The organism is Shimia sp., assembly GCF_039969785.1.
GTDB lineage: Bacteria > Pseudomonadota > Alphaproteobacteria > Rhodobacterales > Rhodobacteraceae > Shimia.
This window is the reverse complement of sequence record NZ_JBDVNC010000005.1, coordinates 1-13211: the sequence shown is the minus strand read 5'-3', so window position 1 is coordinate 13211 and position 13211 is coordinate 1. Positions and strand designations below refer to the sequence as shown.

The following is a 13211-nucleotide window of genomic DNA, read 5'->3' as shown; positions in this document are numbered from 1 at the left end:
CGCGGCACAAAATTCTCGGACAATATTTGGCGCTCCGATGCCGATCATGATTTTTCTGCTGGCGATGATGTTACCAACAGCGGTGTCGCTGAACCTTGGCGGTTTGCGGTTGTCAGCCTATCGGGTGGTGTTGATCCTGATGTTTCTGCCGATGCTGTTTCAGCTGGTCAGCGGCCGTCGAGGCCGGGTGCATGTGTTTGATTTGCTGTTGCTGTCGCATTGCGGCTGGGCCTTGATGGCGCTAATCAAATGGGGCGGTCTCGCGCAAGGTATTGAGTCCGGCGGTATCTACATTGTCGAATGTGCGGGTGCCTATTTGATGGGGCGGCTCTATATCCGCTCTTATGAAGATTTTGCGGGGGTGGCGCGGGCTTATGTCGGATTGGTCCTCGCAACTCTGGTCTTCACGATCCCTGAAGCATTAAGCGGCATCCACATCTTGCATGATGGGATATCTTCCGTGTTTGGCGGGCCAAGGGCTGCGTTTATCGAACCGCGCATGGGTATCGAGCGCACCTTTGGACCATTCGACCATCCGATCCTATACGGTGTGTTTAGCGCGTCGGCGTTTTCTATGGCCTATTTTGTTGTGGCCGAGCGCCGCTTGATGAAACTGGGCGGCATGGTCAAAGTTGGCGGTGTGGTTCTGGCAACGTTCATGTCGGCGTCGGGAGGGCCCTATGTTGTTTTGATGATGCAGGGCTTCGTCGCCGCATGGGAGCGGGCATTAGGCAAAGTTCAGGGCCGGTGGGCCGCATTGTTTTCCCTCTTCGCGATTGTCTACCTTGGCATCGATCTGCTGTCGAACCGCACGCCCTTCCACGTATTTGTCGAATATTTCACCTTTTCCAAACAGTCTGCCTATAACAGGATCATTATTTTTGAATACGGCAGCGCCGAAGTGGCGCGCCATCCCCTGTTCGGAATTGGCCTTGGTGATTGGATCCGTCCGGTCTGGATGTCTGACAGCATGGATAACTTCTGGCTCGTGACGGCTGTGCGGTACGGATTGCCGGCGCTCTTTTTGCAGGTCGCCCTTTTGTTGGGCGTGGTTTGGGCGACAGGGCAGCGCAAAAACTTGCCGGTTGAATGGCGCCGCGCGCGTCATGCATGGGCGTTCACCTTGTTTGGGATAGGTGTCGCTGCCGCGACCGTACATCTGTGGAACGCTCTGTTTGTATTGTTCTTTTTCCTGATCGGATCGGGAACTTGGATTTTGGATGCAGCCCCGGCAAAACGTCGGGCATCGCTGCAACGTGCTGTTGCGCCTTTACTGGTGCAACCTGCGCGGCTTTTTTGAACGTTGAATGTTAGGGGCTAGGAATGGACCTGTCGATTGTGATCGTGAATTGGAACACCGAAGATTTACTGCGTGATTGCTTGCGCACCGTAGAGGCCGGAATTGGAGATCTTCGGGCCGAGGTTTTGGTTGTGGACAATGGCTCGTGCGATGGATCGGTGGCGATGGTCCAGCAGGAATTCCCTTGGGTGATGTTGATTGAAGCGGGAGAAAACTTAGGGTTTGCGAGCGGCAATAATGTGGCGTTGCGGCGCGCGACGGGGCGACATGTGATGCTACTCAATACCGATACGCTTCTGCACGGCGATGTGTTGACGGACTCGGTGGCATGGCTGGATCAACATCCGTGGGTTGGTGTGATGGGCCCAAGAGTTCTAAACACGGATGGTAGTGTGCAGGCGTCGTGCAGCGCCTTTCCCAGCTTGGGCAATCTAACGATGCAAACGCTTGGTTTGACCAAGTTTGCCCACTGGGACCGCTATCGCATGACCGGATGGGACCGACAAACTGAGCGTAACGTCGACGTGATTTCTGGTGCCGCTATGTTCGTGCGACGCACGGCGATGGAAGAGGTCGGGTTGTTGGACGAAGCGTTTTTCTTTTATGGCGAGGAAACCGATTGGTGCCGCCGCTTTAAACAGACAGGTTGGGAACTAGTGTTCTCGCCGATTCAAGCGGTAACACATTTTGGCAATGGTTCGGTACGTAAATTGAACCATCGCCGTGATGTGCTCATGACGCAGGGCACCACACGACTGCATCTGAAACACGGTGGATTACCAGCGGGAATGGCCTGTTTTACTGTGTTAGCAGCACACAACATGTCACGCGCACTTTTCTGGGCAGGGTTGAGCCTGTTCAAACGTCCCGGATCAAGGGAACGCGCGAAGCATTTCGTCCGTGTGTCGGCGGATTTGCCAAAGGCGTGGCCAGCAGGTCAAAAAGTGTTCTGATCATGAAAGTTCTGTTAATCGCCCCCAACATTGATTCCTCTGACGTGGGCGAGGCGTTTGTGGCCTTCAAATGGGCTCAAAACCTGTCTGAGCGTGTCGAGCTGACGGTCTTGGCGTTTCAACGCGCAGGAAGGTCAAGGTTGGAATTCCAATTGCCCAATGCACGAGTAATTTCTTGGCCTGAACCTGCCTGGCCGCAAAAACACGAGCGCCTGAACGCCATGCTCAAACCGGCTTGGCCTATCTTTGCAAAGCACGTGCGCAAATGGATGGGGCAAGCGCTGCGTAACGGCGCGCAGTTTGATATTGCGCATCAGTTGATGCCACAAGCCGCCCGCTATGCTTCGCCATTGCGCCATTTTGACGTGCCGTACATCATTGGACCGCTAGGGGGGGCGTTGAACACGCCCGACGCCTTTCGCGATGAGGCCGCGAGTGCGCCGTTGTTCACGCGATTGAGGGCATTGGATCAAATGCGTTTCCGATATGATCCATGGTTACGGGCCAGCTACTCGGGCGCAGCCTGTATTCTGGGGGTGGCTCCATATGTGCGGGATGTTTTACGCGATGTGCCATTGCGTCGGTTTGAACCGGTGTTGGAACTGGGTATTGATGACGTGGCGCCTAAGGTCGCCCGCCCGCAAACGCCGAGAGTCATGCGTGTCCTTCATGTCGGTCGAGGCGTGCGTACAAAAGGATTGCGAGATACTGTCCGCGCCATAGCTCTGCTCAAAGATTTGCCGGAAGTGACGTTGACCAGTGCGGGTGATGGAGAAGAGATCGAGGTCTGCCGCGCTGAGGCTGAGCGTCTAGGTATAGTGGATCGGGTGACATTTATGGGGCGCGTTTCCCGTGAAGAGGTCGAGCAGCTTTATGCCAGCCATGATCTGTTTTGCTTTCCTTCGTTCCGCGAAGCTGCCGGCGGTGTGCTATATGAAGCGATGCGTAACGGCCTGCCGGTTATTACCGCCGAACGGGGTGGTCCGGCGTGGATTATCGACGCGAATTCCGGTTTTCGTGTGCCAGTTACAACGCCGGAAACCTTTGCTAAAGACATCGCGCAGGGCTTGGCCCAGATGGCGCTTGATCCCGAGACACGGTGTCGATTGGGGGCCGGTGCGCGGGACAAGGTGGCGCGCGAAGGTCAGTGGAGCGGCAAGGCCGACAGGCTCGTTGATCTCTATCAGTCTGTGTTGTCTGGCCAGAAGGGCGAACCACTACCACTTTAGGTTAGCCCGGCTGTACCTTCGCGCCTGAGTAAGCGACCTTTATACATTAACATCAATAAGTTAATTCGAGTTATCCATTTGCTTGAAAGATCAAAAAGCAAACGGAGACATCGTCATGTTCGGACCTAAGAGAAGCAAACCTGTTGTCTTGGCGGTGTCTTCTGGCGGTGGGCATTGGGTACAGATGCAGCGTTTGGCACCGGCGTTTGGGTATGCCGACGTGCATTATGCCACAACAGAAAAAACAACCTCAGCGCGGGTGGGGGATGCGTGTTTGCATGTCTATCCCGACGCCAACAAAGATACGCCATTGCGTCTTCTGATCTGCGTGGCGCGGATGGCTTGGATCGTTGCGAGGGTGCGTCCGGACGTGGTTATCTCGACCGGTGCCGCAGGAGGGTTTCTTGCGATCAAGCTAGCGCGTTTGGTTGGTGCCCGCACAATGTTTGTTGACTCAATAGCGAATGCACGCGGGCTTTCGGTTTCGGCGCGATTGTCGTTGGGGGTCGCGGACAGGGTCTTGTCGCAATGGCCCCGAGTTGCCGCGAAAACTGGCGCTGAATACCGCGGCGCAGTGATCTGAAATCCCCCCAATAGAAATCCGAGGATAGAGTTATGATTTTTGCGACAGTCGGAACGCAACTGCCCTTTGATCGTCTGCTATTGGCGCTGGATGGTTGGGCAAAAGGGCACAGAGGTGTACCGGTTCTTGCTCAAACCGGAGACAGTTCTCAGCATTTTTCAACAATCGAAACCGTTTCCCATTTGGGCATGGTCGAATTCGAAGCACGGTTCGCCGCGGCCAGCCTGATTGTTGCGCATGCCGGCATGGGCACAATTCTATCCGCTGCGGAAATCGGCAAGCCAATCCTGCTGATGCCTCGCCGCGCGGATCTGAACGAACATCGCAATGATCATCAAAAAGATACCGCCCGCGAGATGGCGCGGTTGTCAAATGTAACAATTGTTGAAGACGAAACCGATCTGCACTGCGCGCTGGATCAGGCGCTGGCCTGTGAATTCGCACCTATGGCGATGGATGTCGACGTCGGGGCAGACATGTTAGGCCCGTTAATTGATGAGATCCGAGACTTTGTCTGGGACGAACAGGCCGCAGAGACGCCTACTCTGTCACTGAAAAATTCGGTGGCGTGATGTTGGCGACAATTTTGATCCCTGCCCACAATGAGGCCGCTGTAATTGGCCAAACATTAATGCATCTGGCTTGCAGTGCAAATCCAGGAGAATTTCGTGTCATTGTGATTGCGAACGCTTGCACCGATGCTACCGCAAGTCGCGCGCGTTCGGTCATGCCAACTGCCCATGTTCTTGAAACCGAAGTCGCCGGCAAGTGTCATGCACTGAACCTTGGTTTCATGCTGGCAGATCGCAACAAGCCGGTGATTTGTCTCGATGCGGATCTGGTGATTACATCCGAGTCCCTCGTGGCTTTGGTCGCGGCCATGGAGGATGGTCAAAAACAGGCGGCTTGTGGCCAGATGGATGTCTGCGCGGCTGGCGCGTCTTCTGTTGTACGCGCCTACTATAAAGGCTGGCGCACCAACCCTTATTTTGACTGCGGCAAATTCGGTGGCGTTTTTGCTCTGGCACCAGAGATAGCAATTCAGTTGTTTCCTTTGCCTCTGATTACTGCGGATGACGAATATGTTCGGCGTCATGTCGGCAAGGACCGGATCGCTTTCGTGTCCGATTCTCGGTTTGTCGCCCGCGCGCCAAAAGCCCTGAATAGCCTGATCCAGGTCCGTCGGCGCAGCCTGCGCGGCGCGCGTGAGGTCTCAAAAATGGGCCTGCAAAGCCCCGAACGCGGCAGCTCTGTCGCTGTTCTCGGACGGCTCATACGTCAACCCAAACACGCTCTTTCTATTGGTGTTTATGCCTGTGTCAACGCATGGGTGCGGCTATCGATGCGCAGTAGTGTATTTGCTGCGGGCCATTGGGAACGCGACATGACCTCTCGGGTTGGCGGATAGAGCCATGGTTGCTGTCGCGTCCGTAAATGTTGAAGAGAACCTTCAGCCACAGCCTATTCCTGAAGCGGAAGAAGTGCAGCCAAATCCTGTTGCAGCCCTAGGTCGGGCTTTGCGTGGCCGATGGAAAATCGGAGTCTCAGCAGGGGCAGTTCTGGTGCCCGTACTGGCAACCGTCGGGTACTTCTCTGGTATTCAACTCTTTGAATCTCGTGCGATTTTGCGCGTGTATCCGCAGGAATCCAACATTCTTTATGCGACTGGAGAAGCTTCGGTTCTCAAGATTTTCGATAGCTTTGTGAAAGCCGAAACCACCTATGTTGCCTCGCATCCTGTGATGGAACGTTCGGCCGAGACGTTAACGGACCTGCGGCCCGATCTGGGTGATGGGTTGAAGGCAATTGACCTGTCGAAGTCGATTGAAATACGTCGTTCAGACAGTCTGATCGTCTTAAAGACGATGAGTAAGGATGCGGCGTTTGCAGCGCAAAAGCTTGAAGCCGTGATCGGGTCCTACTTGCAGTTGAAATCCGAGGCCGAGGAAGTGCGTACCGCTGTTCGCCTGGAAGAACTCTATGCGCGCGAGAAACAACTGACCGAACGGCTGGAAGTTTTGCGCAAGGATCAACTGGAAGTTGGTGGTGAATTTGGGCTGAATGCTTTGGCCAAGGCACATATCGAAAAAATTGCTCAGATCGACAGCCTGTCCTCGCGTAAATCAGAGGTGGCAGCGACTCTGGCGACATTGCAAACAGACGGCATTTCTTCTTCTGCCGATACGTCCGATCAGGAAATCATGCGCGCAACGCTGTTGGATCGCGCGATGGCTGACCTCAATTTTGAACGCGCCAAATTAATGAGCGAACTTGCGGGGTTGCAGTCAGGGTACGTCACCCAGATGAACCCGCGCTACGATCGGAAAGTGAAGGCCAAGCAGAATGAAATCGCGGTGATCGAAACCGCGATGGCGAACCGGCGTGAACAGATACGTGTTTTGGGTCAGACCGGTGCGCTCACGGATGTCACCGAAAGTGGCGATGACACAACCGCACGCGAGATCAAATCTCTTTATGACAAAGTGTCCGGGCAACTGGACATCGCGCGTAAAGAGGCACGCGATTTGAATAGGCGGCGCATCGACATGGATGGGGTCGAAACCGAAATCGCTTCTGCTGTGCGCTTATTGGAAGAGACACGCCGCGCACTTGAGGTAATCCGGTTGGAGTTCGGGCGGGCTTTGCCGGGGTATGCGGTGGTCATGTCGCCCCCTTCACTTCCTCTCGAGCCGACCGAAGATACTCGAAAGATGCGAGCTGCAATGGGTTTGCTCGCGGGACTGGTTGCTGCCATGGCGCTGATGTTTGGCATGGCATTTCGCGAGCGCCGAGTGCGCTTTGCCGAAAGCCTGACACCGCTTGAGGCGCAACTGCCTGTGCGACAAGTAACGGATCTGGACGAAGCAGATCCCCACGCGGCTGATCTGTTGCGCAACGAGCTGCAAATGCAAAGCCTTAGAAAACCGCGTTTGGTTGGAAACGCACCTGTAATTGCGGTGACGAACGCCGGGATTTCAGACAGCTATGCAAGCGCCCTTACCCTAGCCGAAAGCTTTGCGCGGGCGCGTATGCGAACATTGTTTATTGATGCCGATATTACGCAAGGGCCTGACCCGGAGGCGGAAGCTGGCTGGCGTGAAATGCTCACCGGAGCCTGCGTGGAGGCGCCCACGCTTAATGAGCAGTCGGAAATGTGGGAAGTCGATAGTGGCGCTTTGGCGCATGTTGAGGATCGAACGGTTTCTGCACCAATGGTGCGCGCTGCGCTGCAACACGCCGCTCACATGTTCGACGTTGTGATTGTTTCAATCGGCGACATGCAAGACAGCCTTTCGGCCCAGTTCATTCTGACAAATGCGGATGTGGGTGTGTTGGTGTTGGACCCCACAGATTCGCGCGCCTCGGTTCAGAGGTTGGTTGAGCCACTTCATGATCTGCCACGCAACGGAAGCACCGCAAGCCTGCGCAACGCGCTGCCTGGCGATCCGTGGTTAGCGGTTCGGACATGACTTTTGCCTTGGGGAGGATTTTGGAATGGCAATGACCACAGTTAACACATGCGTCGTAAAGCCTAAGTTTCGGCTTTTGCGGCCCAAACGGGTGTTGGATTTAGCGATCTGTGTAGTAATGCTGCCCGCTGTGTTGCCGGTCTTGGGGGCCGCTGCTGCGGCGGTAGCGTTAACCTCAAAGGGGTCTGTGTTCTTTGTGCAAGAGCGCGTCGGGCGAGGAGGACACACTTTCTCCATGTATAAGCTCAGATCAATGAGCTCAGACGCCGAAGCGCGGCGGGCACAGGTAGAGCAACTTAATGAACGTGAGGGACTTTGCGTTAAAGTTAAACACGATCCGAGGATCACGCCGGTTGGGCGATTTTTGCGACGTTGGTCGTTGGACGAGCTGCCACAGCTGATCAATGTTTTGTTGGGAGACATGTCGATTGTCGGCCCTCGGCCCGCTTTGGTTTGTGAGGTGGCGAAGTACCCGGATCACGCCCATCAGCGGCATGCAGTATTACCCGGGATCACCGGGCTATGGCAGGTTTCTGGACGTGCGGATGTCGGGTTTGACGAAATGATCTCGATGGATGTCGAGTATGTGCGTCGGGTTTCGGTTGCGACGGACGTGTCGATCCTGCTGAGAACGCTGGGTGCCGTGGTAAGTGGCCGGGGCGCGTATTGAGTTCTATGTCAAAAAAAATCGGGCGCGGGTTTGGATCGCGCGCCCGATAATCCTGAAAAGTACTTCGAGTTAAAGCAGGTTTCTGTCTCTTGCAATCATTGCCGCATGGGTTCGGTTTTTGGCTTCAAGCTTGCGACAGAGAGTTTTAACGTGCAGCTTGATTGTGGCTTCCTGCAAGTCGAGGTTATTGGCGATTTCCTTGTTGGCAAGGCCATCGCAAAGTCCGCGCAGCACTTCGGTTTCACGCATAGAGAGATTACCGATCGGGGTGTCATCTTGTTGCATGAAATTGTAGGGAGCAAAGGTTTCGCCTGCGATCATGAATTTGACCGCGTTCCCCAGAGAGTGCGAGGCGAGTGTTTTTGGAACAAACCCAGAAGCACCCTGATCAATAGCCTCTTGAACAGCGGCACGGGACATATTGCCAGAAAGCAGCGCAACCGGTCGCCCTTCGTTGGCATTTTGCATTTTTTTCAACCCTTTTAGCCCATCCATTCCAGGCATCTTGAAATCTAGGAGGACCAAATCAAAGCTGCCTTGTTCGGTGACCAAGACCAAAGCCTGATCAAGATCGCAAACGGTCTGGACGTCTTCAATGCCTTCTTGAACCAGAAGGGCGGCAATGGCCTCGCGCACTAAATCGTGGTCGTCGGCAATCAAAACTCGCATACTTAACTCACCTTAGGAGGGGGGGCGGCGGCGCAACATGCGACAGACCCGGTACATCAACAATAGGCATATTATGCCTCGTTCAAATATAAACAACTTTGCTCGGACAATATTTTGAAACGGTTACGCATTCTTGCGATATTCCGGAGAATGACAGGAAAACAAGGTTGGCGAGCTATACGAAAGTATAGCGCCAATCCACCTATGCGACTAGGACGTCAAAATGGGTGTGTGGCAATATCCCTCAAACGACAATCACGAAAGAAGGTTAGGCTATGGGATACGTCAATCGAGCCGTTCTGGTATCAGTGCTCACTTGTGTGAGCAGTTTAGCGGTAGCAACAGAAAACGCAGTTTTGACCGTGTCGGGTAATCTTCCGATTGCCCAGGAGGACGGCAACATCCAGTTTTCGCTGGATGAATTGCAAGCAATGGGTACCGTAACGTTCGAGACCACGACACCGTGGACTGATGGAGTTCAGACATTTGAAGGGGTGCCTTTGGCCGCTCTCGTAAGCGCGTTGCAGCTGGAATACGGTTTCTTGGAAGCGACGGCCGTGAATGACTATTCGGTTAACTTTCCAGTTGATGAAGCCATGGCGGAGGGGCCTGTGGTCTCTTTTTTGCGCAATGGCAAACCGATGTCCTTGCGCGATAAAGGGCCTTTGTGGATTGTGTATCCATACGACTCTGACGCCGATTATCGTACAGAAATTGTTTACTCTCGCAGCATTTGGCAGCTTGATCGGATCGTTGTGAAAGAATAGCACTTCACATGACCCGACACTCTTCATGCGTGATAAGGCTATTGAAACACACAATCCCAAGGTTTCCATTACGCGCTCTGCACCGTGCCGGCCTGTTGGCGGCCGCGATTTCAATCGGGGTGATCGCTTTGACGATCTTTGTTGTGTCTGGCAACTTACGCGACCAGATTAACGAACAGACGTCGACAAAAAGCGATTCAACACAATGGACGCTGGCGCAGTCCGAAGTGGACCTGCGCGTGTTTCAGATTTCCGTTTCGGCCGCAATCGAAGGCACCGGTAGTATCAGCGACGTGCGTCGGCGCTATGACATTCTTTATAGCCGGATAAGCACACTTTCGAATGGTCGGCAGTTTGCTAATGTTCGTAAAGACCCGCAGGCTCAAGAGGCGTTGAATACGCTTTCCAAGTTTATTGCCGCCTTCGAACACGTAATAGATGGAAGCGATGCGTCGATTTCGCTGGCGTTGCCTCAAATGGCCGAAGAGTTGGTCCGGATTGCACCTGAGGCACGCCGCTTTGCTGTGGCTGGGGTTCGTACGTTTGCCGCAAATTCCGATCAGCACAGACGTTCGGTGGGTTCGCTGTTGTCACAGATAGCCCTTCTGACGCTGATCCTTGTCTTGATATTTTTCGTGGTTGTCTATTTTTTACTGGCGCTTGTACGCAGTTTTGCCGTGACTGAAGCTGGTGCTGCAGAATCCCGAAATCGATTGCAAGAGGTGATTTCCACGTCGATTGACGGCATTTTGACTATCGGTCAGGACGGTCGGATCATCGACTATAACGGCGCGGCCGAGCGTATATTCGGCTTTACGCGGGAAGAAGCCATCGGCGCTGTTATGAGCGAGCTGATCATACCTGATCATCTGCGCGATGCGCATGAAAATGGAATGGCTCGCTATCGCGAAACACGCGAGCATCATGTGGTCGGTAAGGGGCTTTTGCGTCTGGAGGCGATGCGAAAGTGCGGCCAGGTCTTTCCTGTGGAATTGACGATTTCAGCGGCGAGAGCCGTCGGAGATGATGTGTTTGTATCCTATATCCGCGATATCTCAGAACGGGTTGAAGTTGAACAAGAGTTGATCGAGACGCGAGATAAGGCGGTCGCAGGTGAAAAGGCCAAGGCGGATTTGATTGCTGTTATGAGTCACGAGATGCGTACGCCGCTAAACGGTCTGTTGGGGACGATGGAGTTGTTGCAGGGCACGGAACTAGACGCAAAAAAGAAAAAATACCTGTCGGCGATGGAGACGTCGGCCAACTTGCTTTTGCATCACGTGAATGGCGTTTTGAACATGTCCAAGGCAGATGCGGGACGGCTGGAACTGAACAAAGAGCCATTGGCTCCGGGTGCCTTTCTGAAAGAGTTAGTCGAAAGCCAGCATCCGGCGTTCGAAGCCAATGGCAACCGGATTTCCTATAACGCTAAACATGCGCCCAAAAAAATTTGGGTGGACAAGGTCAAGCTGTTGCAAGTGGTGCTGAACCTTGTGGCGAACGCGAACAAGTTCACCCGAAATGGCGATATTTCGGTGGAATGCGATCAGCTTTCGGATGGGCAAACGGTCGAGTTTCGTATTACGGATACGGGAATTGGAATTGCGCAGGAAGATCAGGAGGTCGTCTTTGAGGATTTTCGAACTTTGGACACAAGCTATGGGCGTATGGCGGAGGGCAGCGGACTTGGGCTCGGTATTTCACGTCGTCTGGTTGAAGCGATGGGTGGACGCCTTGAGCTGGAAAGCGAGCTGGAGGTCGGCAGTATCTTTTTGTTCAAGTTACCGGTCGGAATGCCTGATGTCGTAGGCGTTGAGACAATCGAAGAAAACGCGGGGCCCGCCGACGTCGAAGAGGCTCTTCGAATACTGCTTGTCGAAGACAACGAGATAAACAGGTTGGTGGCCACGGATATGTTGGCGAATGCGGGGCATGATGTCGTGGTCGCAGAGGACGGGACGCAAGGGGTTAGTTTGGCCGAAGCAAGCGCGTTTGACCTTATCTTTATGGACATAAGTATGCCGGAACTGGATGGCGTCGAAGCGACGGTACTTATTCGCAACGGAAACGGACCGAATCATGACGTACCAATAATTGCATTAACTGCACATGCATTGCCCGATGATCGCAAGCGGTTTGCGGCTGCGGGTATTTCAGAAACGATCGTTAAGCCCCTTAGTGTTAAATCGCTGAACGCAGCGATAGTTTTGGCTTTAAACCGTACTGGTCGGCCGACGTCGGACGGGCCAGAAGAGTCAAATGATGTTCTCGGTGTCCTTTTTCAAAAAGTGGGCGAAACCAAAATTCGCGCTTTGGTTGGTGAATTCGCGGATGAAGTTGAAAGTATGCAGCGTGCACACTCTGACGAGACCTCCAAAATATCCGCAGATCAAGTACACAGAATTGCAGGATCGGCATCGGTGCTTGGGTGCAAAAAACTCCATCGTTTGCTGCAAGTTTTGGAGAATGATGTGCGCTCAAAAAAGAGTATTTCTGATAAGTTCATGGCCGAGTTGTCCAGCGTTTGGGACGACGAAAGCAAGCCGCTGTTCCGGCGATAATGCAAGAGAAAATCTGGTCGCGGAAAGAGTGTTTCAAAATGCGCCGCACAGCTGATTTCACAGAGGCGGTTGTTTGTGCGCAGTGCAAGGGGCAGCGTTGATAGCTTGGAAGCGACCAGCTCGAATTTGCCTGAAATTACTTTCTTACGGGTGAAGTTAAGCCGAGATTAATTCAGCGAGTTTTCAAATGCTCCCCAAGCGGCTTCCAAAGCCTTAAAGTTGAAACCAGAAGCCGTTGCCGGAGCCTCATATCGAAACTACGTTTCGACTGTCGGGCAATGGGTGGGTCCAAACGCCGGATTTGGCGCAAGATATATATCGGGGTCGACGAAGAAAAGCTTGAGGTTCGGGCGGTCGAGGTCACCACCAGCAATGTTGGTGATGCACCGATGCTGCCGGAACTGCTCGACCAAATCCCACCCGATCAGGATATTGGATCAGTGATCACTGTTGGTGTCTATGAAACGCGCAAATGCCACTATGCGATTGCCACCCGTGGTGCCTATGCTGTCATCCCGCCGCGCAAGAACGCCAAGCCGTGAAAACCCACCAGCGCTGGAGCCGTCGCCCGGAACGAAACAGTCAACGCATCGCGATACCTGGGCCACGCCCTGTAGCGGCGATGGAGTGGGTATCACCGCAGAAGCCGCGTCGAGACCAAGAGGTGTTGAATGAAACTGCTCGGACAGTCGCTCAGGGCTCGCGATTTCGATCGGCAGTTCGAGGAAATCCAAATCCGCGTAGCAGTACTCAATCGTTACACCACTCTCGGCATGCCTGTCACACAGCCCATAGGATAAGTCTGTCCGGGAAAAGGTGAAGATCGACCTTCAACAGATTTGTGCAACAAAGCCCCTCCGGGTGAGCAGCCCCCCGAGGCACCCTCATTCATAACGAGAGTTTGCGGGTATTGATTTCATAATCGTCGGTTTCGTTTTGGGCAAGCGCGTCGTGCGCGGAGCCCTCAAATTGCTCGAGCGCTCGACGCGCTTCAGCGGGTGTTTGGTTG

General features: G+C 53.9%; 11 protein-coding genes and 2 pseudogenes. 11 read left to right on the top strand and 2 right to left on the bottom strand.

All coding sequences use genetic code 11. From position 1 onward, the window contains the following. Nucleotides 1-37 precede the first annotated feature (37 nt). The 8 genes from ABJI08_RS02240 (at nt 38) to ABJI08_RS02205 (ending at nt 8205) form a co-directional block, all read left to right on the top strand. Nucleotides 38-1300 carry a hypothetical protein gene (locus ABJI08_RS02240; protein ID WP_348400204.1) on the top strand — a complete coding sequence of 421 codons (1263 nt, stop codon included), beginning with the start codon at nt 38-40 and terminating at the stop codon, nt 1298-1300. Nucleotides 1301-1323: 23 nt separating this feature from the next. Next, entirely contained in the window at nt 1324-2253 is a 930-nt protein-coding gene (locus ABJI08_RS02235) for a glycosyltransferase family 2 protein (protein ID WP_348400203.1), read from the top strand. A gap of 2 nt (nt 2254-2255) precedes the next feature. After that, the gene (locus ABJI08_RS02230) at nt 2256-3482 is read left to right on the top strand and encodes a glycosyltransferase family 4 protein (RefSeq protein WP_348400202.1); all 1227 of its coding nucleotides are present in this window, start codon (nt 2256-2258) and stop codon (nt 3480-3482) included. 115 nt (nt 3483-3597) lie between these two features. Next, nucleotides 3598-4065, top strand: coding sequence for a UDP-N-acetylglucosamine--LPS N-acetylglucosamine transferase (locus ABJI08_RS02225; protein WP_348400201.1), 468 nt, complete (start codon nt 3598-3600; stop codon nt 4063-4065). A 32-nt stretch (nt 4066-4097) separates the two neighbouring features. Continuing rightward, nucleotides 4098-4637, top strand: coding sequence for a glycosyltransferase (locus tag ABJI08_RS02220; protein ID WP_348400200.1), 540 nt, complete (start codon nt 4098-4100; stop codon nt 4635-4637). After that, nucleotides 4637-5473: a glycosyltransferase family 2 protein gene (locus ABJI08_RS02215; RefSeq protein WP_348400199.1), complete on the top strand. Its 837-nt coding sequence runs from the start codon at nt 4637-4639 to the stop codon at nt 5471-5473. The genes ABJI08_RS02220 and ABJI08_RS02215 overlap by 1 nt, the downstream gene beginning before the upstream one ends. Before the next feature lie 4 nt (nt 5474-5477). Continuing rightward, nucleotides 5478-7535 carry a hypothetical protein gene (locus ABJI08_RS02210; protein ID WP_348400198.1) on the top strand — a complete coding sequence of 686 codons (2058 nt, stop codon included), beginning with the start codon at nt 5478-5480 and terminating at the stop codon, nt 7533-7535. Between the two features lie 25 nt (nt 7536-7560). Then, on the top strand, nt 7561-8205 hold the full coding sequence (locus ABJI08_RS02205; protein WP_348400197.1) for a sugar transferase: 645 nt from the start codon (nt 7561-7563) through the stop codon (nt 8203-8205). A gap of 69 nt (nt 8206-8274) precedes the next feature. On the opposite strand, the gene ABJI08_RS02200 is transcribed toward ABJI08_RS02205, so the two are convergent. Beyond that, nucleotides 8275-8874: a response regulator transcription factor gene (locus tag ABJI08_RS02200; RefSeq protein WP_348400196.1), complete on the bottom strand. Its 600-nt coding sequence runs from the start codon at nt 8872-8874 to the stop codon at nt 8275-8277. Between the two features lie 275 nt (nt 8875-9149). On the opposite strand from ABJI08_RS02200, the gene ABJI08_RS02195 reads away from it, so the two are divergent. From ABJI08_RS02195 to ABJI08_RS02185, 3 genes and pseudogenes are all read left to right on the top strand, one after another. Beyond that, the gene (locus ABJI08_RS02195) at nt 9150-9641 is read left to right on the top strand and encodes an oxidoreductase (protein ID WP_348400195.1); all 492 of its coding nucleotides are present in this window, start codon (nt 9150-9152) and stop codon (nt 9639-9641) included. A gap of 41 nt (nt 9642-9682) precedes the next feature. Next, nucleotides 9683-12202: an ATP-binding protein gene (locus ABJI08_RS02190; protein ID WP_348400194.1), complete on the top strand. Its 2520-nt coding sequence runs from the start codon at nt 9683-9685 to the stop codon at nt 12200-12202. Nucleotides 12203-12483: 281 nt separating this feature from the next. Continuing rightward, nucleotides 12484-13002: pseudogene (locus ABJI08_RS02185) on the top strand (IS5 family transposase); the annotation flags it as partial. Between the two features lie 88 nt (nt 13003-13090). Here the strand turns inward: ABJI08_RS02185 and ABJI08_RS02180 are convergent. Then, a pseudogene (locus tag ABJI08_RS02180) lies at nt 13091-13211 on the bottom strand (IS3 family transposase); the annotation flags it as partial.